At 60.9% G+C, this 24,440-nt stretch carries 29 protein-coding genes and 2 tRNA genes; 25 read left to right on the forward strand and 6 right to left on the reverse strand.

What is annotated here, in order from left to right; translation table 11 throughout:
• Window positions 1–64 precede the first annotated feature (64 nt).
• From murJ to MRX98_RS18510, 25 genes are all read left to right on the forward strand, one after another.
• Window positions 65–1,729 carry a murein biosynthesis integral membrane protein MurJ gene (gene murJ / locus MRX98_RS18390; protein ID WP_246913505.1) on the forward strand — a complete coding sequence of 555 codons (1,665 nt, stop codon included), beginning with the start codon at window positions 65–67 and terminating at the stop codon, window positions 1,727–1,729.
• Entirely contained in the window at window positions 1,726–2,022 is a 297-nt protein-coding gene (locus MRX98_RS18395) for an FtsB family cell division protein (RefSeq protein WP_246913507.1), read from the forward strand. Before murJ ends, MRX98_RS18395 begins: the two co-directional genes overlap by 4 nt.
• A gap of 127 nt (window positions 2,023–2,149) precedes the next feature.
• Window positions 2,150–2,419, forward strand: a complete 270-nt coding sequence (locus tag MRX98_RS18400; protein ID WP_246913509.1) for a hypothetical protein — start codon at window positions 2,150–2,152, stop codon at window positions 2,417–2,419.
• On the forward strand, window positions 2,413–2,907 hold the full coding sequence (locus MRX98_RS18405) for a hypothetical protein (RefSeq protein WP_246913511.1): 495 nt from the start codon (window positions 2,413–2,415) through the stop codon (window positions 2,905–2,907). Before MRX98_RS18400 ends, MRX98_RS18405 begins: the two co-directional genes overlap by 7 nt.
• 23 nt (window positions 2,908–2,930) lie before the next feature.
• Window positions 2,931–4,130 (forward strand): bifunctional phosphopantothenoylcysteine decarboxylase/phosphopantothenate--cysteine ligase CoaBC, encoded by a 1,200-nt coding sequence (gene coaBC / locus MRX98_RS18410; protein ID WP_246913513.1) that lies wholly within the window; start codon window positions 2,931–2,933, stop codon window positions 4,128–4,130.
• Window positions 4,131–4,232: 102 nt separating this feature from the next.
• Window positions 4,233–4,982 (forward strand): uracil-DNA glycosylase, encoded by a 750-nt coding sequence (locus tag MRX98_RS18415; protein WP_246913515.1) that lies wholly within the window; start codon window positions 4,233–4,235, stop codon window positions 4,980–4,982.
• A 49-nt stretch (window positions 4,983–5,031) separates the two neighbouring features.
• On the forward strand, window positions 5,032–6,342 hold the full coding sequence (locus MRX98_RS18420; RefSeq protein ID WP_246913517.1) for an NfeD family protein: 1,311 nt from the start codon (window positions 5,032–5,034) through the stop codon (window positions 6,340–6,342).
• Window positions 6,343–6,521: 179 nt separating this feature from the next.
• Window positions 6,522–7,265, forward strand: coding sequence for a slipin family protein (locus MRX98_RS18425; RefSeq protein WP_246913518.1), 744 nt, complete (start codon window positions 6,522–6,524; stop codon window positions 7,263–7,265).
• Window positions 7,266–7,589: 324 nt separating this feature from the next.
• Window positions 7,590–7,916: a Rho termination factor N-terminal domain-containing protein gene (locus MRX98_RS18430; protein WP_246913520.1), complete on the forward strand. Its 327-nt coding sequence runs from the start codon at window positions 7,590–7,592 to the stop codon at window positions 7,914–7,916.
• Between the two features lie 74 nt (window positions 7,917–7,990).
• Complete coding sequence (gene xerA, locus MRX98_RS18435) at window positions 7,991–8,926, forward strand: site-specific tyrosine recombinase/integron integrase (protein WP_246913522.1); 936 nt, start codon at window positions 7,991–7,993, stop codon at window positions 8,924–8,926.
• 25 nt (window positions 8,927–8,951) lie between these two features.
• A complete protein-coding gene (gene hslV / locus MRX98_RS18440; protein ID WP_246913524.1) occupies window positions 8,952–9,512 on the forward strand; it encodes an ATP-dependent protease subunit HslV in 561 nt (186 codons plus the stop codon).
• On the forward strand, window positions 9,505–10,878 hold the full coding sequence (gene hslU / locus MRX98_RS18445) for an ATP-dependent protease ATPase subunit HslU (RefSeq protein WP_246913526.1): 1,374 nt from the start codon (window positions 9,505–9,507) through the stop codon (window positions 10,876–10,878). The genes hslV and hslU overlap by 8 nt, the downstream gene beginning before the upstream one ends.
• Window positions 10,879–11,031: 153 nt before the next feature.
• Window positions 11,032–12,642 (forward strand): transposase, encoded by a 1,611-nt coding sequence (locus MRX98_RS18450; protein ID WP_246913527.1) that lies wholly within the window; start codon window positions 11,032–11,034, stop codon window positions 12,640–12,642.
• 207 nt (window positions 12,643–12,849) lie between these two features.
• On the forward strand, window positions 12,850–13,749 hold the full coding sequence (gene argB, locus MRX98_RS18455) for an acetylglutamate kinase (RefSeq protein ID WP_246913529.1): 900 nt from the start codon (window positions 12,850–12,852) through the stop codon (window positions 13,747–13,749).
• Window positions 13,750–13,768: 19 nt separating this feature from the next.
• Entirely contained in the window at window positions 13,769–14,962 is a 1,194-nt protein-coding gene (locus MRX98_RS18460) for an acetylornithine transaminase (RefSeq protein WP_246913531.1), read from the forward strand.
• A gap of 110 nt (window positions 14,963–15,072) precedes the next feature.
• Window positions 15,073–16,284 (forward strand): argininosuccinate synthase, encoded by a 1,212-nt coding sequence (locus MRX98_RS18465; RefSeq protein WP_246913533.1) that lies wholly within the window; start codon window positions 15,073–15,075, stop codon window positions 16,282–16,284.
• A gap of 13 nt (window positions 16,285–16,297) precedes the next feature.
• Window positions 16,298–17,692 (forward strand): argininosuccinate lyase, encoded by a 1,395-nt coding sequence (argH, locus tag MRX98_RS18470; protein ID WP_246913535.1) that lies wholly within the window; start codon window positions 16,298–16,300, stop codon window positions 17,690–17,692.
• A gap of 67 nt (window positions 17,693–17,759) precedes the next feature.
• Entirely contained in the window at window positions 17,760–18,287 is a 528-nt protein-coding gene (lptM, locus tag MRX98_RS18475; protein ID WP_246913536.1) for an LPS translocon maturation chaperone LptM, read from the forward strand.
• A gap of 92 nt (window positions 18,288–18,379) precedes the next feature.
• Window positions 18,380–19,207, forward strand: a complete 828-nt coding sequence (gene dapF / locus MRX98_RS18480; RefSeq protein WP_246913541.1) for a diaminopimelate epimerase — start codon at window positions 18,380–18,382, stop codon at window positions 19,205–19,207.
• Between the two features lie 57 nt (window positions 19,208–19,264).
• Window positions 19,265–19,771 (forward strand): 2-amino-4-hydroxy-6-hydroxymethyldihydropteridine diphosphokinase, encoded by a 507-nt coding sequence (gene folK, locus MRX98_RS18485; RefSeq protein ID WP_246913543.1) that lies wholly within the window; start codon window positions 19,265–19,267, stop codon window positions 19,769–19,771.
• Window positions 19,753–20,010 (forward strand): hypothetical protein, encoded by a 258-nt coding sequence (locus tag MRX98_RS18490; RefSeq protein ID WP_246913545.1) that lies wholly within the window; start codon window positions 19,753–19,755, stop codon window positions 20,008–20,010. The genes folK and MRX98_RS18490 overlap by 19 nt, the downstream gene beginning before the upstream one ends.
• Window positions 20,011–20,014: 4 nt before the next feature.
• Window positions 20,015–20,659, forward strand: a complete 645-nt coding sequence (gene fsa / locus MRX98_RS18495; RefSeq protein ID WP_246913547.1) for a fructose-6-phosphate aldolase — start codon at window positions 20,015–20,017, stop codon at window positions 20,657–20,659.
• Window positions 20,660–20,777: 118 nt separating this feature from the next.
• A complete protein-coding gene (gene pgsA / locus MRX98_RS18500; RefSeq protein WP_246913549.1) occupies window positions 20,778–21,344 on the forward strand; it encodes a CDP-diacylglycerol--glycerol-3-phosphate 3-phosphatidyltransferase in 567 nt (188 codons plus the stop codon).
• A gap of 54 nt (window positions 21,345–21,398) precedes the next feature.
• Window positions 21,399–21,473: transfer RNA gene (locus MRX98_RS18505), tRNA-Gly, on the forward strand.
• Window positions 21,474–21,481: 8 nt separating this feature from the next.
• Window positions 21,482–21,556: transfer RNA gene (locus MRX98_RS18510), tRNA-Cys, on the forward strand.
• An 82-nt stretch (window positions 21,557–21,638) separates the two neighbouring features.
• Here MRX98_RS18510 and MRX98_RS18515 read toward each other — a convergent pair.
• The 6 genes from MRX98_RS18515 to MRX98_RS18540 form a co-directional block, all read right to left on the reverse strand.
• A complete protein-coding gene (locus tag MRX98_RS18515) occupies window positions 21,639–21,833 on the reverse strand; it encodes a hypothetical protein (RefSeq protein WP_246913551.1) in 195 nt (64 codons plus the stop codon).
• Window positions 21,834–21,836: 3 nt separating this feature from the next.
• A complete protein-coding gene (locus MRX98_RS18520; RefSeq protein ID WP_246913552.1) occupies window positions 21,837–22,568 on the reverse strand; it encodes a hypothetical protein in 732 nt (243 codons plus the stop codon).
• A 25-nt stretch (window positions 22,569–22,593) separates the two neighbouring features.
• Window positions 22,594–22,773, reverse strand: coding sequence for a hypothetical protein (locus tag MRX98_RS18525; RefSeq protein WP_246913554.1), 180 nt, complete (start codon window positions 22,771–22,773; stop codon window positions 22,594–22,596).
• Window positions 22,774–22,953, reverse strand: coding sequence for a hypothetical protein (locus tag MRX98_RS18530; RefSeq protein ID WP_246913556.1), 180 nt, complete (start codon window positions 22,951–22,953; stop codon window positions 22,774–22,776). It lies immediately after the preceding gene.
• Between the two features lie 141 nt (window positions 22,954–23,094).
• Window positions 23,095–23,448, reverse strand: a complete 354-nt coding sequence (locus MRX98_RS18535; protein ID WP_246913558.1) for a hypothetical protein — start codon at window positions 23,446–23,448, stop codon at window positions 23,095–23,097.
• Window positions 23,411–23,863, reverse strand: coding sequence for a hypothetical protein (locus MRX98_RS18540; protein WP_246913560.1), 453 nt, complete (start codon window positions 23,861–23,863; stop codon window positions 23,411–23,413). The genes MRX98_RS18535 and MRX98_RS18540 overlap by 38 nt, the downstream gene beginning before the upstream one ends.
• Window positions 23,864–24,440 lie beyond the last annotated feature (577 nt).

Genomic DNA, 24,440 nt, shown 5'->3' on the forward strand with positions numbered 1-24,440 from the left:
CTCCTTTCAACTTTCACATGATGACTGTTTTCAAAATGCCATCCTTTATAGAGTTCCACAGGGTATGTCAATAATTTTTCGCAAGGGGCTCCGGATCTCCCCGGAAGACGCCCCGTCGCCATCGGCGACATCTCCGGACGATACCGCTTCGGTGGCGGAACAGGCCAATGTCGCCCGGCGGGCCGGCATGGTGGGCGGTGCGACCCTGCTCAGCCGCCTGTTGGGAGCGGTGCGGGACGTGGTGATGGCCTCCTTCTTCGGCACCGGCATGGCGGCCGAAGCCTTCATCGTTGCCTTCCGGCTGCCGGAGTTCTTGCGCCGCCTGCTCGGCGAAGGATCCTTGAGCATCGCCTTCGTTCCTGTTTACACCGACTACGTGCATCGTCAAGGGCGGGCTGGCGCCGACCGAATGGCCGGCAGCGCATTGCGCGCATTGGCCTTGCTGCTGGCGCTGGCTACTGCGGTGTGTATTTTGCTGGTCCCCTGGTGGGTGCAGGTGGTCGCCCCCGGTTTTGCCCATACGCCTGAGAAGTTCTCCCTGACCGTTGCCCTGGCCCGCGCCATGACCCCCTATTTGTGGTGTGTCGGTTTGATGGCGCTGTGCATGGGGATTCTGAATGTGCTGGGCCATTTCGCCGCGCCCGCCTTTTCGCCGGTCTGTCTGAATCTGGCCATGATCGGCGCTTTGGTGATCGGGGTGGGTTTCGGCAACAGCGACGGGGACCTGGCCATGTGGTTGGCGGCCGGTGTGGTGTTGGGGGGCGTTTTGCAGTTGGGGTTGCAGGTGCCTTTCCTGTTACGATACCGTTTCCCGCTTTGGCGCCGCGCGCCCATATGGCATCCGGCCTTGGCGCGCATTGTGAAGCTGATGGGGCCGGTGCTGTTCGGGGCGGCGGTGTTTCAAATCAACAGCCTGGTGGTGATCTTGTTGGCCTCTTGGCTGCCCCAGGGCAGTGTTGCCTATTTATATTACGCCGACCGCCTGGTGCAGTTCCCCTTGGGGGTTTTCGGATTTGCCGTGGCCACCGCCGTGCTGCCCACAATGGCCCGGCAGACGGCCGAAGGTCGCATCGACGCCATGGGCCGCACCTGCGGCCAAGCCATCGGCTTGGTTTGCTTCATCACTTTGCCCGCCACGGTGGGTTTGATCGTTTTGCGCGAACCGATCGTTGCCCTTCTGTTCCAGCGGGGAGCCTTCGACACCCAGAGCATGCAATTGACGGCCGGGGCCCTGTTATACTATGCTATGGGCCTGTGGGCATTTGCGGCCGTGCGCATCGTTCTCAACGCCTTCTACGCCCTCGAGGACACGCGCACGCCGGTGTGCGTGGCGGCCGTTTCCATCAGCGTCAATGCGCTGTTGGGTTGGTGGCTGATGGGATTCATGGCCCACAACGGGCTGGCCCTGGCGTTGACCCTTTCTTCGGTGGTCAATTTTCTCCTGCTGACCCTTTTTCTGCGGCGGCGCCTGGGCGCCATGGGATGGCGGGAAATTGCAAGTTCGGTGGCCAAATCAGGGATCTGCGCCGCCATCATGGGCGTCTTGGTTTGGGGATTGGCCGGGCAAATGCTGCCCGGCGACGGCCGGGTCGGGTTGGCCTTGCTGCCGGGTTTGTTGGTCTGTATCGGTGCCGGTGCCTTGATTTATGCGACAGCGGCGCGCATCATGGGTGTCGAGGCGCTTGAGGTCCTAAGGCAAATAATTCCGGGAAGGATTGCAAAGCGGTGACCTTGCGGCAAAAATGGGGATACGGCATCTTGGCTGGCGCGCTTTTTCTGTTGTTGCTGGTGATCGTGTTCGGCGACAACGGTCTTCTCGAATTGCAACGACTGCGGGTCGCCCACCAACAACTGGTGCAGCAGAACGAATGTCTCGGGCAGGAGAACTTGCGCATGTACCGGGCCATCGAGCGACTGCAGAACGATGCGGCCTATATCGAATACGTGGCCCGGCAAGAGCTGGGGGTGATTCGCGCCGACGAGACGATATTCAAGTTCGCCGACAAGGCCTCCCAACCCTGATCCGACCCTTGCGTTTGCGCTGTTCGCAATGCTTCCGCCAGGCCGCCAAGGCCCTTGATCGATGGGGAGTGAATGCGCAACCCCTGTCAGCGGACCCGGGGTTACCGGCGAATGAGGTTCAAATACCATGACACCCAAGGAAGTGCCCTGCACGGCCGCCATGGCCCATTTGCTGGCCGAACAGGGATATTGGCGCAAAGCCGCGGCCATGTATAGAGCGTTGATTGCGCAACATCCCGAACGGGGCGATTTGCGTTCGGCGCTGCAGCATTTGGAACAACGGCAGGCCGAACGCCAAGCGCCCACGCGCCGGGATGTGGCGTTGCTGCTGCGGGAATGGTCCGATGAACTGAGAGCAAACAACAAACAGCGTTCTGGAGGGAAGAAAACATGTTGAAGAAAACGCGGGCGGTGCGGATTCGGTTCTTTTTGGCAATGGTAGGGATGTTGGTGATGACAATGTCGGCCGTCGGGTGCACGACGCTGCAATCGGACAAGGCGAACTCCAATGACGCCGAAACGGCAGCGGCGGTTCCCAGGGAAAGTGCCTCGGTTTATCACGATTTCGGCGACGTCATGATTCCCCGGGCGCTGCAGGTCCATCCCAAGGATTCCTTCGTTATGCACAGTGCCGGCGCCACTTCGGGGGTACTGATGCTCAGCGGCAAGGTGGACGGCAAGTCCCTGGTCAACTTCTTCGAAACCAAAATGCCCCAGGACGGTTGGCGCAAGACCGGCGCCTTCAAGTCGGCCCGTTCCCTGATCCTGTTCAACAAGCCCAATCGGTCCTGCGTCATCATTGTCAGCGAGGGGCGTTTCAAGACCAACGTGGAAATCTGGGTGGCCCCCACCCTGGACGGCGCCGGTGTGCCGTTGAGCCGCTAGCCGACCGCGTGGAAGGAATGTCAATGGGTTGCACCCTTGAAGGAAAACATCTTGTGCTGGGCGTTACCGGCGGCATCGCGGCCTACAAGAGCGTCGAACTGTTGCGGCTGCTGGTCAAGGAGGGCGCTTCGGTGCGGGTGGTGGTGACGGAAAACGCCACCCGCTTCGTGGGGCCCATGACCTTCGAAGCGCTCAGTCAACGCCAGGTTTGCCGCAATTTGTTCGCTTCCACCGATGATGCCTCCGTACAGCACATCCACTGGGCGGAGGAGGCCGAAGGCGTTGTGATCGCACCCGCTACGGCCAACATCATCGGCAAGCTGGCCAACGGCATCGCCGACGATGCCTTGAGCACCTTCATGTTGGCGGTCACATGTCCAGTCCTGATTTGTCCGGCCATGAACAGCAACATGTACGCCAGCCGCCAGGTGCAGCGCAATCTGACGTTGCTGCGCGATTACGGCTACACCGTGCTCGAACCGGGATCGGGTGAGCTGGCCTGCGGCACCACCGGTCCCGGTCGGCTGCCCGAACCGCCCATCATCCGTGATGCCCTGGAAACGTTGCTGGCGCCCAAGGATTTCCAAGGGCGACGGCTGTTGATCAGCGCCGGGCCGACCCGCGAGGCCATCGACCCGGTGCGTTTCATCACCAACCCCTCCTCGGGCAAGATGGGTTATGCCATCGCCCGCGCCGCCGCCATGCGCGGGGCCGTTGTCACCCTGGTCACGGGTCCCACGGCATTGACGCTCCCCGCAGACGTGACCTGCGTACCGGTCACCTCCGCCGCCGAGATGGCGACGGAGGTGCTCGAGCGTCTGGAAGATGCCGACATCATCATCAAAACCGCGGCCGTGGCCGATTTTCGACCGGCCACGGCTGCCTCCCGGAAGGTCAAAAAGGAGACGGCCGACCTGAATTTGCCCCTGGAGCGCACCCAGGACATTCTCAAAGCCTTGGGTGAACGAAAAGGAGGCCGCATTCTGGTGGGGTTCGCCGCCGAAACCCACGAGCTGGACCGTTTCGCCGCCGGCAAACGCGAGGCCAAAAATCTCGACATGATCGTCGGCAATCTGATCGGCGGAGCCGATGCCGGGTTCGGCGCCGACACCAACCGGGCCACCTTTTATTTTAAAGACGGCAGGCGGGAGACGGTGGATTTGATGACCAAACAGGCGCTTGCCCACCTTCTGCTGGATCGGGTGGGACGCCTGATGCGTTGAAGGTCCGAGCGCCTGAACCGGCGAACGATGAACCCATGGGCGGCGGCGGCCGATGACCGTTGCCCCGCCGGCTTTGTTTGGTCGGCCCCTGGAGCGGTTGGCATGCAGATCCCTGAAACCATGAACGATACCTTGACCGCCCTGCGGGACACTCTTGTGCAACTGGAGCGCTGGGGCTGCCGCGGTTTTGATTGCAACCCGCGCTCCATCGCGCTGTCGGAGGGGTGGTTGCGCTCCGCGGCCGAGGGGCCCAAAAGCGCGGCCGTGAAACCGCCGGGCGCGGATGTAAAACCTGCGGGCGAGAATTTGGCGCACATTCAAGCCGACCTGGGAGACTGCCGCCGATGCGGCTTGAGCGCCGGCCGCACCCATCTGGTGTTCGGCGAAGGCGATCCCAAGGCGCGGCTGATGTTCGTGGGGGAGGCGCCGGGGGGCGAGGAGGACCGCAGCGGACGGCCCTTCGTGGGTAATGCCGGGCGGCTGTTGACCCGCATCATCGCCGCCATGGGACTGACCCGCGAAGAGGTATATATCTGCAATGTGATCAAATGCCGCCCGCCGGGCAACCGCAACCCCGCCCCCGAGGAAATTGCGGCCTGCCTGCCGTTTCTGGAACGCCAGATTCGTGCCGTGGCGCCCGAGGTGATTTGCGCCCTGGGCACCTTTGCCGCCCGGGCGTTGCTCGAATCGCCATTGCCCATATCGCGGCTGCGCGGCCGTTTTCACGACCGACACGGCATCAAGGTGATGCCCACCTTCCATCCCGCCTATCTGCTGCATAACCCCGACCAGAAAAGGGCCGTTTGGGATGATGTCCAAAAGATAATGGCCTTATTGCGACTCCCACGGTAGGATATATAGTGTATAGACGACGCCGACCCCACAATGAGGAGTCCGTTTCATGCGATGGATAGCCCTGTGCATAACCGCCCTGATGCTGCTGATGCTGCCGACCCTTGGGGGGGCCGTGGAAGAGGCCGACCGCGGTCAAATCATGACCGTGACCGTGGCCGACCCCATCGGCCCGGGCGTGGCGGAATTCATCGAAGATGCCATTGAAACCGCATCGACCCACCAGGCCGCCAGCCTGGTGATCCTGCTCGATACACCGGGCGGCAGCGTGGAGGCCATGCGCAAAATCGTGCAAGCCATCTACGGCAGCCTGGTGCCGGTGGTGGTCTATGTTTCGCCCAGCGGGGCGCGGGCCGCCTCGGCCGGGGTGATGATCACCATGGCGGCGGACATCGCGGCCATGGCGCCGGGCACCAATATCGGTGCCGCCCATCCCGTGGGCGCCGGCGGCCAGGGGTTGGATGAGACCATGGCCGAAAAGGTGGTCAGCGATCTGGTGGCCTTCACCAAGGGCATCGCCGAGCGGCGCAATCGCAACGCGGAGTGGGCCGAAAAGGCGGTGCGCGAAAGTGTTTCGGTGACCGCCGACGAAGCGCTGGAATTGAACGTGATCGATCTGGTGGCTACCGATCTGGACGACCTGATCGCCCAGTTGCAGGGTCGCGAGGTCAGCGACAAGGGCGTAGTGCTCGAATTGGAAGGGTTGCAGGTGGTGGAGATCGAACCCAACCTGCGGACCCGCATTCTCAAGATCATCAGCGATCCCAACATCGCCTACATCCTCTTTATGATCGGGCTGGCGGGGCTTTACTTCGAACTGTCCAATCCCGGGGCCATCTTTCCGGGGGTGGTGGGGGCCATCGCTCTGATTCTGGCCTTTTTCGCCTTCCAGACCCTGCCGGTCAACATCGCCGGCATTTTGCTGATTCTGCTGTCCGCCGTGCTGTTCATCCTGGAGATCAAAGTGACCAGCTACGGCATGCTCAGCGTGGCCGGCGTTATCTCCATGCTCCTCGGTTCCATGATGCTGTTCAAGGGGGCCGGGCCCGAATTCCAAGTGGCCTGGCGCGTGATGATTCCCACGGTGACGGCCATCAGCGGCTTTTTCATCATGGCGGTCACCCTGGTGGTGCGGGCCCATGTGCGCCGCCCCTACACCGGCAGCGAAGGGCTGGTGGGCGAAGTGGGCCTGGTCAAGCAGGTCAACGGTGCTGAAGGCAAGGTGCAGGTCCACGGCGAACTGTGGCGGGCACGCTTCGATGGACCGGTGCAGCTGGGGGACAAGGTGCGGGTCACGGCGGTGGAGGGGCTTGTGTTGACCGCCCGGCCCGCCGATGAGGCCGGCGGCCGGAACCGCTAGCGCGCCGTTTGCCGGGTCCCCTCGCGGATGCAACACATCGGTGCCGTCGACCACCAAACCATCCGGGCAAAAGCCGGCACCGACATCGATTCCTGAACCCTTAACGCGCGCGACAATCGGCTTGTCGCTTCGGTGCGCGTTCGTAACACACCACCATGCAATGAGAAAGAGAGGTCGGCATGCTCACACCCGTTATCACCATTGTCGTACTGGTGCTTTTCTTTTTATATTCCGCCATCAAGGTTTTGAACGAATATGAACGGGGCGTCATTTTCCGTCTGGGGCGGGTGATCAAGGCCAAAGGGCCGGGACTGATCATCCTGATTCCGGTCATCGATCGCATGGTCAAGGTGAGCATGCGCCTGGTGGCCTCCGATGTGGATCCCCAGGACGTGATCACCCGGGACAACGTCTCGGTGCAGGTCAACGCGGTGATCTATTTTCGGGTGGTCAACCCCGTCAAAGCCATCGTGGAGGTGGAACACTACGCCTACGCCATGTCCCAGTTGGCCCAGACCACCTTGCGCAGCGTTTGCGGCCAGGCGGAGCTGGACGAGCTGCTCAGTGAACGGGACAAGATCAACGCCCAGTTGCAGGAGATTCTCGACACCCACACCGATCCCTGGGGCATCAAGGTGGCCACGGTGGAGCTCAAGCACATCGACCTGCCCACGGAGATGCAGCGCGCCATGGCCAAGCAGGCCGAAGCCGAGCGCGAACGGCGGGCGAAGGTGATCAACGCGGAAGGCGAATTCCAGGCCGCCCAAAGGTTGGCCGATGCAGCGGAAATCATCGCCCATCATCCCATGGCCCTGCAATTGCGCTACCTGCAAACCATGCGCGAGATGGCCAACCAGAGCAACGCCACCATCGTTCCTCTGCCCCTCGACCTGCTCAGGGGGGCCTTGGGCGGCAAGTCCTGAGCGACAGTTCAACATAGGTAAAGCAAGCCCTAAGCACGGCGACGGCCCAATGCCCGGTTGACAATTCCCTGCGCCATAGGTTAGTTAGTGCCCATCCGGCAAGGGTATGGTACGGTCGCCGCCGCCGGCCTCGTTTGCAAGGGGCTCGCAGCCACCGCCCGCTGTTTGCGGTTGCCGAATCACCGCGGCTGAAATTCGCGCCGCAGGCGATGCTTTAGGGAAGGAAACGAGTCGCAAATTTTCGTCGCGGAGGCTCCACGGGCCTCCGCAGGTGCTTTGCGACACCGGAACCCAATTCAATCGAACCAAGGAGAAGGATGGACCATGGGGGCCAAAAAAAAAGGTGACAAAGAAAAACCGCTGGAGAAAATGACGGTGGTCGAACTGCGTGAGATCGCCAAGCAGATCGAAGGCATCGTCGGTGTGCACGGCATGAACAAGGCCGAACTGCTGACCACCATTCGTGAAGAGCGCGGGATCGCCGAACCGCCCAAGACCAATAGCAGCGTGGACACCAAAAAGGTGAAGGAAAAGATCCGAGCCCTCAAGGCCAAGCGCGGTGAAGCTCTGGCGGCCAAGGATAAAACCATTGCCACCCGTTTGCGCCGTCAGATTGCCCGGCTGAAAAAGCAGACCCGGCGCGCGGCTTAAGCCCGGGCGGACAATGATCCGCCGGTTCGTGCCGGACCGACGAAAAAGGGGTCGTAAAGGGGCGATACCGTCCGATGACCACCCACTGCCTGATCGCCTGCATCGAGACCTACCTCGAGCGCCTGGCCGCCGAAAAGGGCTTCTCTCCCCATACCGTGCGCGCCTATCGCAACGACCTGTTGGCGTTCACCGCTTTCCTGGCCGACCGGCCGGCGGACGCACCCTTGGACCGGGAACAGCTGGCCGGGGTGGGCTTGGACCAGGTGGACGGGTTGTCCCTGCGGCGCTACCTGGGGCAACTGCACGGGCAGAAAAAAAGCAAAACGACCATCGCCCGCAAGGTGGCCGCCATCCGGTCCTTCTTTCGCCATTTACACAAGACCGGCGTTTTGCAAGACAACCCGGTGGAGGGGGCGCGGGCGCCCAAGCACGGCAAGCCCATGCCCACTTATCTGGTGGTGGACGACATGTTCCGGCTGCTGGAAGCAGTGGTGCCGGAGGGGCTCCTCGGACTGCGCAACCGTGCCTTGCTCGAGACGCTCTATTCGGCGGGCGTACGGGTTTCCGAACTGGCGGGACTGGATGTGGAAGACGTGGATTTTCGCAACGGCACCATCCGCGTTCTGGGCAAGGGCAACAAGGAACGTATCGTGCCCGTCGGGCGCAAGGCCCTGGCGGCCATCGAGGCCTATCGGCAGGCGCTTGCCGCAGCAGACGTTTCGGCACCGGCCGGCGGCGCCCTCTTTCTCAACAACCGCATGGGCCGCCTGACCACGCGTTCCATCGCCCGGGTGGTGGAACGCTTCGCCCGCGCCTGCGGTTTGCCGGTGCCGGTATCGCCCCACGCCCTGCGCCACTCTTTCGCCACCCACCTGTTGGATGCCGGCGCCGATTTGCGGGCGGTGCAGGAGCTGCTGGGGCACCGCAGCCTCTCCACCACCCAACGGTACACCCATGTGAGCATCGATCGCCTGATGGCCGCCTACGACAAGGCCCATCCCCGGCGGTGATCTCTTTTGTCGAAGGATGGCCTCCATGAACACTTATGCCGCGAACACCCCCCACGGCACCACTATTCTGGCCTTGCGTCACCACGGCAAGTTGGTATTGGCCGGCGACGGACAGGTTTCCATGAACGCCACGGTGATCAAGCACCAGGCGCGCAAAGTGCGCCGCATTTACAACGACCGCATCCTGGTGGGCTTTGCCGGGGCCACGGCCGATGCCATGAACCTTTCCGAGCGGTTGGAAGGCAAGCTGGAACGGTACAACGGCAACCTGACCCGCGCCGCCGTGGAATTGGCCCGCGACTGGCGCACCGACAAGGTGCTGCGACGGCTGGAAGCGTTGATGATCGCCGCGGACCCCCGGAAACTGTTCCTGATTTCGGGCACCGGCGATGTGATCGAACCGGACGAGGGGGTCATCGGCATCGGTTCGGGCGGCGTGGCGGCCCAGGCGGCGGCCGTCGCCCTGATGCGCCACAGCAGCCTGGACGCCAGACAAGTGGCCGAGGCGGCCATGCAGATCGCCGCCGATCTTTGTGTCTACACCAACCAGTTTTTAACCTTCGAAGAGTTGACCGCTGATGCATGATTTGAAACCCATCGAAATTGTCGACCAATTGGACCGCTATATCATCGGCCAGGACAAGGCCAAACGATCGGTGGCCATCGCCCTGCGCAACCGGTGGCGACGCCGACAGGTGGCCGAAGCGCTGCGGGACGAGATCGCACCGAAGAACATCATCATGATCGGCCCCACGGGTGTCGGCAAGACGGAAATCGCCCGGCGGCTCTCCCTGCTCACCGATTCGCCCTTTTTCAAGGTGGAGGCCTCCAAGTTCACCGAGGTGGGCTACGTGGGACGGGATGTGGAGTCCATGGTGCGGGACCTGGTGGAATTGACCGTCAACGCCGAGCGTCAGCGCGAGCAGGTGGCGGTGCGGGACAAGGCCCGCACCATCGCCGAAGAGCGATTGCTCGATCTGCTGCTGCCCAAAACGGGGAGCAGTGCCTCGCCCGGGCCGGATGCGCCTCCGCAAGGGGACGCAACGGCATTGCCGGCCCCCGTCGAAGACCAGGCCTCCACCCGCGAAAAGCTGCGCCGAATGCTGCAGAACGGCAAGCTGGACAGCCGCTATGTGGACCTGGAGGTGTCCGACCGCAACATGCCCATGGTGGAAATTTTCTCCAATGCCGGCATGGAGGAGATGGGCATCAACTTCAAGGACATGCTGGGCGGTTTAATGCCCAAGAGCCGCAAGCGCCGCAAGGTCAAGATACCCGAGGCGCTGGAGATGTTGACCCAGGAGGAGGCCCAGAACCTGGTGGACATGGACAAGGTGGTGCGCGAGGCCGTGGCCAAGGTGGAGCAGGCGGGCATCATCTTCCTGGACGAAATCGACAAGATCGTGGGCAAGCACCAGGGCCAGGGGCCCGAGGTTTCCCGCGAGGGGGTGCAGCGCGACCTGCTGCCCATCGTCGAAGGCAGCACGGTCAACACCAAGTATGGACCGGTGCGCACCGATCATGTGCTGTTCATCGCCTCGGGGGCCTTTCACGCCATCAAGCCGTCGGACCTGATTCCCGAGCTGCAGGGCCGTTTTCCCATCCGGGTGGAGCTGGACGACCTGGGCGCCGCCGAGTTCGTGCGCATTCTCACCGAGCCGCGCAATGCCCTGCTGCTGCAATACCAGGCGCTCCTGGAAACCGAGGGGGTGGCGCTGCGCTTCACCGACGATGCCGTGCAGCGCATCGCCGTCATCGCCCAGGAGGTCAACGAGCGCACCGAAAACATCGGCGCGCGCCGACTGCACACCTTGATGGAGTACTTGCTGGAGGATTTGCTGTTCCAAGCCCCCGACCCCGCTTTGCGCAGCGTTGAGATCGATGCGCAGTATGTGGATCGCAAGTTGGAGAAGATCAAGGGGGATGAGGATTTGAGTCGGTATATTTTATAAAGAAAGATAGTTTTAAGTGTTGATGGTCTCGTAAAAAGTCCAAAACGACTCAAGCGGTTGAAAATTTTATAGAAAAACAAAAATCAGGCCTTGCCTTTTACTTCGGTTTTTGCTATGGAAAAACAAACAATTCAAAAGGTTAAGGTCGAAACTATGATCACGGTGAAAAGTCCAAATCAGCTCTACATTTTCGATCCATGGGACTTTCTCAGTCCCAAAAGACGCCAAATGCTCGATACCGGATGGCCGGGGCTGTTCAGGCAGCACATCCTTCCCACGTTGCCGGTCGATAAGATCATCAAGCATTTTGACAGTCAAGTGGGTCGGCCTTCCAAAGAGCTCTATGCCATGCTCGGTGCGCTTGTCCTGCAACAGACTTTCGATTTGACCGATGAAGATACGGTCCAGCAGTTTTCGTTCAACATCCAATGGCATTATGCGCTGAACATCACTGAGGATTCGGACACGGCCAAATACCTTTCCCCCAAAACCTTGTGGAACAATCGCAACACGGTGGCTCGCAACAACCTTGAAGATGTCATCTTCGACAATGCCACCAAGCAGTTGGCAACAGCGTTCAATGTCGATACGGAAAAACAGTGCATCGACTCGGTTCATATCAAATCCAATATGCGGCGGCTGGGGCGCATCGGCATTTTCAGTGAATGTATCCACAAGTTTTTGGTCAATCTCAAACGCCAGCACCAGGATCAATTCAACAGCGTCAATCAGAAAATTGTCGACACCTACCTGAGCAAAGAGGCCCTGGGGTGTTTTTCCAGAGTAAAGCCATCCGAAGCCCGAAAAACCCTTTCACAGGTAAGCAAGGATCTGTTTGAGCTGGTTGAGCAGTTCAAGGCGATGAAGCCGGTCGTTTCCATGCACAGCTACAAGTTGCTTGTACGGGTGTTGTCCGAACAGTGCAATTTGACCGGTGATGCGCACAGCCCCGTCAAGCTCAAAGCGCCCAAGCAGATCGTATCGGACTCATTGCAAAACCCTTCCGATCCGGATGCCACCTACAGCGGCCATAAAGGGCAAGGTTACCAGGTGCAGATCATGGAAACCTATTGCGATGATCCGCAGCAAAAGCCGGAGCGCGTCAATCTGATCACCCATGTTGCGCTCGAGCAGGCCCATCGGTCCGATGCCAATGCACTGGTTCCCGCCATCGAGGCGGCAAAACAGCGCGATCTCAAACCCGCACAGTTGACCGCCGACGCCTTGTACGGCAGCGATAACAACGTCGAATCGGCAAGGCAACAGGACGTGGAGTTGATCGCTCCGGCCATGGGGGCCGTAAAACAAGACAAGCTGAGCCTTGCTGACTTCCAATGGACCGAACAGGCGCAAGTGCTCGCCTGTCCCTGTGGTCATGAGCCTGCACGTGTCAAAAAAAGAAAAACCATCAGCGTCGGATTTGATGCACAGCATTGTCAGAGCTGTCCCGACTTGCCCATATGCCCTGTTAAAAAAGGCAGCAAGCATTACTTCATCCATTTTAATGCCAAGCAGGCCCGCATAGCGGTCCGCAGACAATACGAACGCAGCGACAGCTTCACAGAACAATATCGATGGCGCGCAGGGGTTGAAGCCACCATGTCGGAGTATGACCGGCGCACCGGAGTCAAGCGCCTTCGCGTACGAGGTATGAAGGCCGTACGATTATGTGCGGTGCTCAAAGCCTTGGCCATCAACATCTTTCGCACTGCTGCGGCCAGAGCGGCCCGAATGGTGCCGGATCCGGACCCCTGTATGCTGTAATGGCAGACAAAGGCTGTAATTTTTGTTTTTTCAAAGAGCAAAAGGGCGAATTGTCAACCATTCATTTGCTGATCGATAATTCATTTTACGTATTGCATTTATCGTCCTCCAGCTGGGGGCCGACTTTTTACGAGACCATCAAGTGTTAAGTGTTAAGTTTTAAGTTGTGGAATGCTACCGTTTTAATTTTTTGATGGGGCGAAGCGAATGAGTGTTGAGAATGGGGTGCCGCGGGCGAGTGTGGCGGAGATATTGATCGAGGCGTTGCCGTACATCCGGCGGTTTGCGGGGATGACGGTGGTGATCAAGTATGGCGGGCATGCCATGGTGGATGAGCAGCTCAAGGTGGATTTCGCCCGGGACGTGAGTCTGCTCAAATTCATCGGTATCCACCCGGTGGTGGTGCACGGCGGTGGACCCCAGATCAATCAGGTGTTGGACAAGATGGGCATCCGGCCCAAGTTCGTGCGCGGCATGCGCATGACCGATGCGCCCACCATGGATGTGGTGGAGATGGTGCTGGGCGGTAAGATCAACAAGAGTATCGTGGCCCAGCTCAATCAGCAGGGGGTGCGGGCCGTGGGGCTCAGCGGCAAGGACGGGGGACTGATCCAGGCCAGTAAAATGCAGATCGTCTTCCAGGAAGACATGGCCAAACCCCCGGAAATCATCGACCCGGGGATGGTGGGGCAGGTAACCCAGGTGCACCCGGCCATCATCCACACCCTGACCAAGGACGGCTTCATTCCCATCATCGCCCCGGTGGGGGTGGGTGTCGAGGGCGAGACGTACAACATCAATGCCGACCTGGTGGCCAGCCACATTGCCATGGCCTTGAACGCCGGCCGCCTGATCCTGATGACCGATGTGGACGGCGTGCTGGACGAAGCCGGCCGGTTGATCTCCAGCCTGGATGCCGACAGGGCCCGGGAGATGATCGCATCGCAGCAGATCACCGGCGGCATGATTCCCAAGATCGAGTACGCCATCGAGGCGCTCAAGGGCGGGGTCAAGAAGGTGCCCATCATCAACGGCAAGAAACGGCACGCCATCCTGCTGGAGCTGTTCACCGACCAGGGGATCGGAACGGAAGTGACGTTGCGCTAGGCGACAGGGAGAGAAGCGAATGGATATTCAACAACTGGCCGATGCCCACATTGCCAACACCTACGCCCGGTTTCCACTGGCTCTGGTAAAGGGGCAGGGGTGCACCGTGTGGGATGATCAAGGGCGCGCCTATACCGATTTCATCGCCGGTATCGCGGTGTGCAACCTGGGGCACAGCCACCCGGACCTGGTGGCGGTGTTGAGCGAGCAGGCCCGCACCCTGTGGCATGTTTCCAATCTCTACTACACCGGCCCCCAGGCCGAGCTGGCCGCCTGGTTGACGGCCCACAGTTTCGCCGACCGGGTTTTCTTCGGCAACAGCGGCGCCGAGGCCAATGAGGCGGCCATCAAGTTGGCCCGCAAGTACTTCAAGGACCAGGGTGCGCCGGAGCGCTACCGCGTGGTCAGCATGAAGCAATCCTTTCACGGCCGCACAATGGCCACCCTTTCGGCCACCGGTCAAGAGAAGGTGCGCAAGGGCTACGATCCCATCCTGGAAGGGTTCGACTACGCCGCCTTCGACGACATCGAGGATTTGAGCTGCCTGGTGGGGCCGGCCACCTGCGCCGTGATGCTCGAACCGATCCAGGGCGAGGGCGGGGTGGTGGTGCCCGACAAAGCCTACCTGGCCGAGGTGCGCCGGCTGTGCGACGAGACCGGCTGTCTGCTGATCTTCGACGAGATTCAGACCGGCATCGGCCGCACCGGCAAACTGTTCGCCTACGAGCATTTCGGCGTGACCCCCGACATCATGACCCTGGCCAAGGCCCTGGGCAACGGACTGCCCATCGGCGCCATGCTGGCGACCGAAAAAGTGGCGGCGGCCTTCGTGCCCGGCGCCCATGCCAGCACCTTCGGCGGCACGCCCCTGGTGACGGCCGTGGCCCTCAAGGTGCTGCAAATCCTCACCGAGGAGGGGGTGCTGGAACAGGCGGCGAAAACCGGTGCCTACCTGCGCGAGGCCTTGATGCGATTGAAAACCAAGCACGCGGCGATCCAGGAGATCCGCGGCATGGGGCTGCTGGTGGCGGCCCGCATCGATCGTCCCGCTGCGCCCATCGTGCGCGCATGCATGGAACAGGGCTATCTGATCAACTGCGTGCAGGACAACATCCTGCGTTTCGCACCGCCCCTGATTGTTACCCCGGAGCAGATCGACGGCCTCATGGTCTGCCTGGACAAGGTGCTTTCAGGCGCCGACAAGCAACGGTAGGGATTTACATGGCGTGCCGCGGCCCGACGGATCGGCGGCAGGCCCTCACTTGTGACCGTGACGTAAACACATGAAACTGCCGGCGCGGCCGGATAAAGGAGCGGACTTCCGTGAACGACCAAGTCAAAAAAGTGGTGCTGGCCTATTCGGGTGGATTGGACACCTCGGTGATTCTCAAATGGCTGATCGAAACCTACCAGTGCGAAGTGGTAGCCTTCTCCGCCGACCTGGGCCAGCCCGAGCCCATGGGCGACGTGGAGCAAAACGCCCTGCGCACCGGGGCCGTCAAGGCCTATGTGGAAGATCTCAAGGAGACTTTCGTACAGGATTATGTCTTTCCCATGTTCCGCGCCAACGCCATATACGAGGGCGAGTATTTGCTGGGCACCTCCATCGCCCGACCCCTGATCGCCAAGCGGCAGATGGAGATCGCGCAGCGGGAAGGGGCCGATGCGGTCAGCCACGGCGCCACCGGCAAGGGCAACGACCAGGTGCGGTTCGAGTTGAGCTACCTGGCCATCGATCCGCAGATCAAGATCATCGCCCCCTGGCGCGAGTGGGATCTGGATTCACGCACCGCCTTGATGGCCTTCGCCCAAAAGCACGGCATCCGCGTGCCCACCACGCCCGCCAAGCCGTACAGCACCGACGGCAACCTGCTGCATATCAGCTACGAGGGCGGCATCCTGGAAGACCCGTGGCAGGCGCCGACCGATGACATGTTTCAGTTGACCGTATCGCCCCGGGAGGCGCCCGATACCCCCGAGACCATCGAGATCACTTTCGAGCGGGGCAACCCGGTGGCCCTCAACGGCGAACCGCTCTCTCCGGCCAACATGCTGGCGGCCCTCAACCGATTGGGCGGTAAGCACGGCATCGGCCGGGTGGACATCGTGGAAAACCGCTTCGTGGGCATGAAGTCCCGGGGGGTGTACGAAACCCCCGGCGGCACCATATTGCGCAAGGCCCACATGGCCATGGAGTCCATCACCCTGGACCGTGAAGTGCACCACCTGCGCGACAGCCTGGTGCCCAAGTATGCCGAATTGATCTACAACGGCTTCTGGTTCGCACCGGAACGGCTGCTGCTGCAGTCCATGATCGACGACACCCAGCAGCATGTCGCCGGCGTGGTGCGCCTGCAGTTGTACAAGGGCGCCTGCACCGTAACGGGCCGCAAATCCGATTACTCTCTTTACAGCGAAGCCCATGCCACCTTCGAAGGGGATGTGGTTTACAGCCAGAAGGACGCCGAAGGATTCATCCGCCTCAACGCCCTGCGGCTCAGAATTCGCAAACTGATGCAGGACAAGCAGCAATAGAAGGAACGCTTACATGAGTGAGAAACCGTGGGACGGCCGGTTTGCCGAGCGCACCGACACCAGCGTGGAGGCCTTTACATCCTCCATCCAGATCGACAAACGGCTTTACCCCTATGACATCGAAGGCAGCGTGGCCCATTGCCGCATGCTGGCCAAGGTGGGTGTAATCACCGAGGATGAGTCGGCCGCCCTGGTGGAAGGGCTGTGGCGCATTCAACGGGAGCTGGACCAAGGCCATTTCCAGTTCGACGACAGCCTGGAAGACATCCACATGCACATCGAAGCGCGGTTGCTGCAGGAGGTGGGCAAGGTGGCCCGCAAGCTGCACACCGCCCGCAGCCGCAATGATCAGGTGGCCCTGGACACCCGCATGTTCCTGCGCGACGCCACCGGGCGCATCATTGAAGGGTTGCGCGCCCTGCGCGGCGTGCTGGTGGCCCTGGCCGATCGGCACTTGGATGTGATCCTGCCCGGCTACACCCACCTGCAGCGTGCCCAGCCGGTGCTGCTGGCCCACCACTGGATGGCCTACTACGAGATGTTCACCCGGGATGCCGAGCGGTTCGGCGACAGCCTCAAGCGCACCAACGTGATGCCCCTGGGGGCCGCCGCCCTGGCCGGCACCACCTATCCCATCGACCGCCATTACACCGCCGAACTGCTGCACTTCCCGGCCGTGGCGGCCAACAGCATGGACGCGGTGGCGGACCGCGATTTCATTCTCGAGTTCCTGGCGGCCGCCAGCATCTGCATGGTCCATTTCAGCCGGCTGTCCGAGGAACTGGTGATCTGGTCTTCTTCCGAATTCCGCTTCATCGAGCTGGCCGATGCCTTCTCCACCGGCAGCAGCATCATGCCCCAGAAGAAAAACCCGGACATTCCGGAACTGATCCGCGGCAAAACCGGCCGCGTCTTCGGCGACCTGATGGCCCTGCTTACCCTGATGAAGTCCCTCCCGCTGGCTTACAACCGGGACATGCAGGAAGACAAACCCCCGCTGTTCGACGCCGTGGACACCCTGCAGGGGTGCCTGGACATCACCATCAAAATGCTGCCGACCATCAAAGTCAAACCCGATGTCATGCGGCAGTCCGCTTCGGTAGGATTTCTCAACGCCACCGACCTGGCCGACTACCTGGTGGGGCGGGGGGTCCCCTTTCGCAACGCCCACAGCATCGCCGGTCGCTGCGTGGCCCACGCCCTGGCCCAGGGTAAGGAGCTGCACCACCTGACCCTCCAGGAGTTGCAGAATTTCTCCAAGGTCATCGAGGCGGATCTCTTCGATCACTTGACCCTGGAGCACATGATCAACCGCCGCCAATCTTACGGCGGGACGGCCACGGAGAACGTGCGGGCCGCCATCGCAGCGGCCGGCAAGCGGTTGGCGGAAGAAAAGGTGGCGGCGTGAAAGGTGCCGATGTGTCCGCAAGATGGCATCGTGCCTTTGCAACAGTGAACTGATCGAGGTGACGATAATGAGACCAGGCGGGTTCGGACGTTGGCGAAGCGGTGTTGCGGTCTTGCTGGGCGCCATGCTGCTTGCTGCTTGCGGCGTCAAGGGGCCGCCGGTGCCGCCCAAGCGCCCCCCGCTACCGGCGGTGGCGGGGCTCACAGGCATTCTGGAAGGGGACACCGTCACCCTGACATGGCGCCACGATACGGGCGCCAAGGGCGTGGCCGGCTACCTGGTGCTGCGATCCCAGGCCGATCCGGCGCAGCCGTCCTGCCCGGGATGCCCGGTAGTCTACCAGCGGGCCGGCACCATCGAGGCCGACAAGGACAGCCGCACCATCACCTTCAGCGAACAGGTGTCGGACGGTTTCCGCTATACCTACACGGTGCGTGCTCTGGGCGCCGGCGGCGATCAGGGGCCGGACGGCGACCCCGTCGTCATCGACCGCTCGCCCGACGATGCGCAACCACCACCTGCCGCGCCCGGCATCGTTCCGTCCGTCGAAGAAGCGACGGACCCACGCGCGCCGGCCATTGATCCACAACAGTAGACGCAAGGCAGGTGCATCAGGCAAGCTCGTCATCCTTGCAACGCGGTAAGCGGCCATCCCGCCCCGAACGGTAACCCAGCGCGAGACAGACCATGAACCCCATCCCTTTCTGGAAAATGAGCGGCAGTGGCAACGATTTCATCATCATCGACAATCGCGCCGGTGTGGTCGAAACCGTCGAAGTGCCCCGTTTCGTCGCCATGACCTGCCGGCGACGCATGTCGGTGGGGGCCGACGGACTGATTCTGATCGAACCCTCCCGGCGTGTCGATTTCCAGTGGCGCTTTTTCAACGCAGACGGCAGCGTGGCCGAGATGTGCGGCAACGGCGCCCGTTGCGCGGCCCGTTTTGCCCACCTCAACGGCATCGCCCCGGCCGACATGGCCTTCGAAACCCTGGCCGGCGTCATCACCGCCCGGGTCCGGGGCGACCAGGTGCGCGTCGGCATGTCCGATCCGCGGGATATCGTGATACAGGAGACCATCGACCTGCCCGACGGCCGGATCACCCTCAGCCACCTGAACACCGGGGTGCCCCATGCCGTCATCGAGGTGCCGGACGCGGACGCGGTGGACTTGGGCGCCCTGGGAAGCGCCGTCCGCTACCATTCCCGTTTCGCCCCCGCCGGCACCAATGTGAATCTTATCGCGCCTGTCGGCGAGGGGCCTTGGGCCATCCGCACCTACGAACGGGGCGTGGAGGGCGAAACCCTGGCCTGCGGCACCGGCGTCAGCGCCGCCGCCCTGGTGTTGGCCCTGCGCCACGATCACCCCTCGCCCGTCACCCTGGCCACCCGCGGCGGCAGCCTGCTCAAAGTCCATTTTCAACGCACCGGCCAAGATTTTTCCGATGTGGCCCTGGAAGGGGATGCCCGGGTGATTTACGAAGGACGGCTGTGGCCCGAAGGGTGGCGCTATTGAGCAAGGGCGCCGTCTCACTCCTCCATCCGGTGATCCATGCGGCGGGAAATGCATAACATGCCATCGCACACGGTTTTCATTTCCATCGGTTCCAATCTGGGGGATCGGCTGGCCAACTGTTGCAAGGGCATTGCGGCTTTGTGCGCCGATGAGACGGTGCGGCTGATCGCCCGCTCACCGTTTTACGAAACCGAGCCGGTGGACTACGTGGATCAAGCGTGGTTTCTCAATGCGGCGATGCAGGTGAGCACCCGCTTATCGCCGGAGGCGCTGCTGGATCGCACCCAGGCGGTACAGCGGGCCCTGGGCCGCGCCGGCGGCGGCGTGCGCTTCGGACCGCGGGTGCTCGATCTGGACATCATTTTTTTCGACCGGGTGGTCATTGAATCGCCGCGGCTGATTTTGCCCCATCCGCGCATGCACAAAAGGCGCTTTGTGTTGCAGCCCATTTGTGATATAGACGGCTCGATTGTGCATCCGGTATTGGGTCGGACGGTGGAATCTCTTTTAAACCAACTGGTTGAAGAAGGCCAAAGCATAAGACCATGTTCGTTCGACTGCTGATATGGGCCGGTTTGGCCCTTTTGCTTTACCGGGCCGTCAAATCCTGGATGGGAGGCGGCAACCGCCGGGTGCACACCCAACATCGATCGTCCAAGCAGGTGGCGGACGACCTCGTGCAGGATCCCCAGTGCGGCGTCTATTTCGCCCGCCGCGACGGTGTGCCCCTGAACGTGGACGGACAGGAGTTGTTGTTTTGCAGTGAAGAATGCCGCGACCGGTTCGCGGCCCAAAAGGAGTGATTGCATGAAATTTTTTATCGATACGGCCAACATCGACGAGATCAAAGAGGCCAACGCCATGGGCATGGTGGACGGCGTGACCACCAACCCGAGCCTGATTGCCAAGGAGGGCCGGGATTTCAAAGAGATCATCACCGAAATCTGCGCCATCGTGGACGGCCCCATCAGCGCCGAGGTGATCCGCCTGGACACCGAGGGCATGGTGCGCGAAGCACGTGAACTGGCCAAGATTCACAAAAACATCGTGGTCAAGATCCCCATGACCATCGACGGCCTCAAGGCGGTGCGCCAACTGACCGCCGACGGCATCAAAACCAACGTCACCCTCGTCTTTTCCCCCTTGCAGGCCCTTATGGCCGCCAAGGCCGGGGCCACCTATGTGAGCCCCTTCGTGGGACGCCTGGACGATCTGGCCCAGGAAGGCATGGCGCTGATCGAACAATTGGTGGAGATGTACAGCAACTACGCCTTCGAAACCGAGATCATCGTGGCCAGCGTGCGCAATCCCATTCACGTGCTGGAATCGGCCCTGATGGGCGCCGACATCGCCACCATCCCCTTCAACGTGCTGAGCAAACTGGCGGCCCACCCCCTGACCGACAAGGGCATCAAGGCCTTTCTCGACGACTGGAACAAGGCCAAGAAGTAACCCGTTCCATAAACGGCAGGCGCGCCGCGGCCGGCAACAAGCCGCCGCGGCGCCGGCATCCACCCGAAAAGGCAAGCCGCCTGCACAGGAAAGCAAGCATTCCGCGGAAGAGGGTCCCATGCGTATTCCGGATCGCGTTCAAAACCGGCTCAAAGACCCCAACACCCTGACCCTTTTCCGGGTGTTGGCCGTTCCCCTGGTGATCATGCTGCTAATGGTGCCCAATCGCTTTACCTGTTTTTTGGCCGCCGTCATCTTCAGCATCGCCGCCATCACCGACTACTTCGACGGTTTTCTGGCCCGTCGGCATAACATGGTGTCCAACCTGGGCAAGGTGATGGACCCGGTGGCCGACAAGCTGCTGGTGGCATCCACATTCATCATGCTGACCGCCCTGGGGTGGGTGCCGGCCTGGGTGGTGTGCGTGATCGTCGGCCGCGAGCTGGCCGTATCCGGCCTGCGCAACCTGATGGCCGAGCACCGCGAGGATGTGTCGGCATCCAAGCTGGGCAAGCTCAAAACCGGCTTTCAGATCGCCGCCGCCATCCCCTTGATCGTCCACTATCCCTACCTGGGGATCGATATCCATGTCATCGGCATGTTCTTTCTTTGGGGTGCCTTGATCTTCACCCTGTGGTCCGGCATCGACTACTTCGTGCGTTACCGGCGATTGCTGCACCGCTGATTTTTTTGGTTGACAAGGACCTATTTTGGCGGTATTTACAGCTTTTCAAACTGAGCGGGAATAACTCAGTGGTAGAGTGCGACCTTGCCAAGGTCGAAGTCGCGGGTTCAAATCCCGTTTCCCGCTCCATTTTTATTGGCGGCATAGCCAAGTGGTAAGGCAGAGGTCTGCAAAACCTCCATTCTCCGGTTCGAATCCGGATGCCGCCTCCAGTTTTATCCTATCATATCTTACTCATATATTTCCCTTGCCACCTTTATGAGTTGCGGTTTGGTTGCGGGCAAAGGTGAACACTTAAGCTTTCGTGCGCATGTTTTTGATCGCTTCCTGCACCCGCTTTGTCTCCCCGATTTTCGGAAGTAAATAACGCTCGATTGCTCTTGATGTGTGCTTAGACCCACCGCGGCGGATCTGCTCCGGTGTCAGTTGAGTGGATAGCGCCGATATGGTGCTGTGCTTGACCAGGGCATAGAGTCCGATGCGCTGCATACCCTATCCGTCGCAGGCGCGGCCCACCCAGCAGTTGAGATATGTGGGCCCGAACCGCTCGCCGGCTTTGACACCGGACACCCCGGCAGAGTGTCGGAAAAACGGGACGGTGGGCAGTGACGGTGGGAAAGCTCGGATCAGCGCGGCTTCTTCCGGCCACAGGTGAGCGTGCTTGCCCTTGAGGGTGCCCTCCTTGGGCCACTTTATCATGATGATGTCTTGGTCCGTGAGGAGGTCCTGCTCCGCCACTTGCAACAGATCCCCGGGGCACACTTCGGGGTTGTGCGACAGGATATGCACCCCCCAGATCTTGTGGCAAATGTGCCACGACAGCGCCCTGATGCGCTCGATATTGGCCTGTTGCGTGGCGACATCCACCACGGTGCGCCATCCCAGTGCATTCGATACTTCGGGGATCTGCGGTATATCGATGGGCTTTTCGCGGCGGCCCAACCAAACCCAGAACTGATGAATGGAGGAGCGCAGGTTTGCCAGGGTCTTGCCGCTGATGGGGTTTTCATTCCTGGCGCTGATGTGCTCGGCGTTAAGAAAATCCTCGATCTCCGCCGTGCCGATACTTTTGACATTGCGGTTTTGCCAATGGTCGTATCCTCCCTCCTCGGCGCCGGGTACCAGGGCACCGCATAGCCGGCGATCCGTTCGTTCATCCGCCGCGCCTAGTCCGGCTCGAAAAACCCCTCGGCCAGCACCGCGGCGCGGGCAGGGTCCGGGCACAAACGCAAAAGCAGGTAGCGGCGCCTCATTCGCGCTCCTTTTTCGTCACGCGGCCCACGATCTCCCTTAAAGCATCCAGCACCCGCGGGGCGTCGGACTGATCCAGGTCGTCGATCTCATTGTAAGAAGTGAACACCCCGCAGCAGTCCTTGGACACCGCCCCGATGAGGTCGAAATTCTTGAATTCACGCGTGGCCCGCACCATTCACTCCAGGGGAAAAGGGTAGGGGTTGCCGCCGCTGGTGGTGCGGTTGGGGTTGGTGACGCTGTAGAACTGGTTGCGCGACACAACGAGCAGCCGGAACAACTCGCCTCGGTCGTGGAACTTGGCCTGCTGGTCGATCATGTCCGCGAAAATCTTGCCGTATCCCCTTGGATCCTTCATCCGCAGACCCCCCGACACAAACAAGGGTGACCAACTTCGCCTTGGATTTTCACCTCGACTTTTCGGCCTCCATATTCGCTCCGGAAATTCGAAGGCGAAAACCGCCTCAATAATTGGTGCTGACGGGACGCCGGCCGTCGGCTATCCATGGCGGAAAAGGAGGTCCCCAATGGCGGAATCAGCCGCGTGCCGATACCCCGTCTTCCCGCTCTCAGCCCGACAGGCCGCGCTCAGGCACTTGACATCGATAATCTCATGGACCGGCACCCCGTAAACCCCGGCCAGCCGGGCCTGCATACCCAAGTTCTCCCGCGCCGCGTTCATCGTGCTGGCCACAGACTGGCGGGAGCCCCCCAGGATCTCGGCCGTCCTGGGATGGGTGATGCCCGTCAGCGCCGGCAGGGCCTTGCGGATGCGGGTCAGGTCGAACCCGATCTCCTTGAGGCATTTCACGGCCTTAAGGGTCGGATTTTGGGTTTCGCTTCGGTGGGTCATGTGATACGTTCCATGAATTATCTTCCTCGGCCTTGGGGTTGGCACGGGGCTTTCCGACGGAACTGGGCGGCACCTTTTCCAACCCGTGCCGTGCGCCTGTACACGTAACGGACAAGGGCACCCCGAAGTGCCGGTGTAATTCACGAACACTGGCGGTAAAAATGGTCGAGTCTTTCAAAAAACCGTTGAATCGCTCCATCCATTGCCTCCTTAACAACATCCTGGACAACAGCCCGGCGTTCCCGCTCAACGGCGCGAAACAAGGCACCGGTCCGTCGTCGGTCCGGAGGCTGACGCCGATCCGGCCGCTCGCGGCGTCATGGAGCCGGACGGAAAGCACGGAGGCGTTCTCAAAATCGGTCGGCTTCTCGGCGCCTGCCTTGTCGGCCTTGAGGTCGTTGGAGTCGTTGTACATCGGTCGCTCCTCGGATTCGATTTTTATGGCTGAAATGCACCTCATGGGTCCCATGAAATGAATCAAAAAGATTTCGGTGAGTTAATTGGCCCCACCGGCAGGCGGCGGGCGGTCAACGAACAGCGATGTTTTTGAGGGCAGGGTGATCCGAGTGGATTCCGGCAGAACGTGCGGACCGCCTGACCGTCACAAAACGATTTATGCAGTCTGTATAAACCAATGAGGGAATCGGGCATTAATTTTCCGAAATTATGTAGATTCAGGAGGTTATCTTATTTCGGATGATAATCCGGTTTATGTTTATGCAGCCCGTAGCAGTCTGCTTATGCAGATTTATGCAGACTGTATAATCTATATTGGGCGCCTCAGGAAGCGCTTTGCCGTGACTGAATTGGAGATAGAAATAGGTGGATGCCAGCACGTCAAACGTGAAAGTTGGAATAATGCAAAGAAGAGTGAAAGCACGGAGCTACAAGGAGGTTACAAATTGGCGTGAATACGAGAAGGTGCTTCCAGCAACCTTCAAACTGTCGAAAATTCGCCAGGAGGAAGAGTGGTTCAACTGGCGGAATATCGA

Origin of the sequence: Desulfatitalea alkaliphila (assembly GCF_022968795.1) — a bacterium.
Classification (GTDB): domain Bacteria; phylum Desulfobacterota; class Desulfobacteria; order Desulfobacterales; family Desulfosarcinaceae; genus Desulfatitalea; species Desulfatitalea alkaliphila.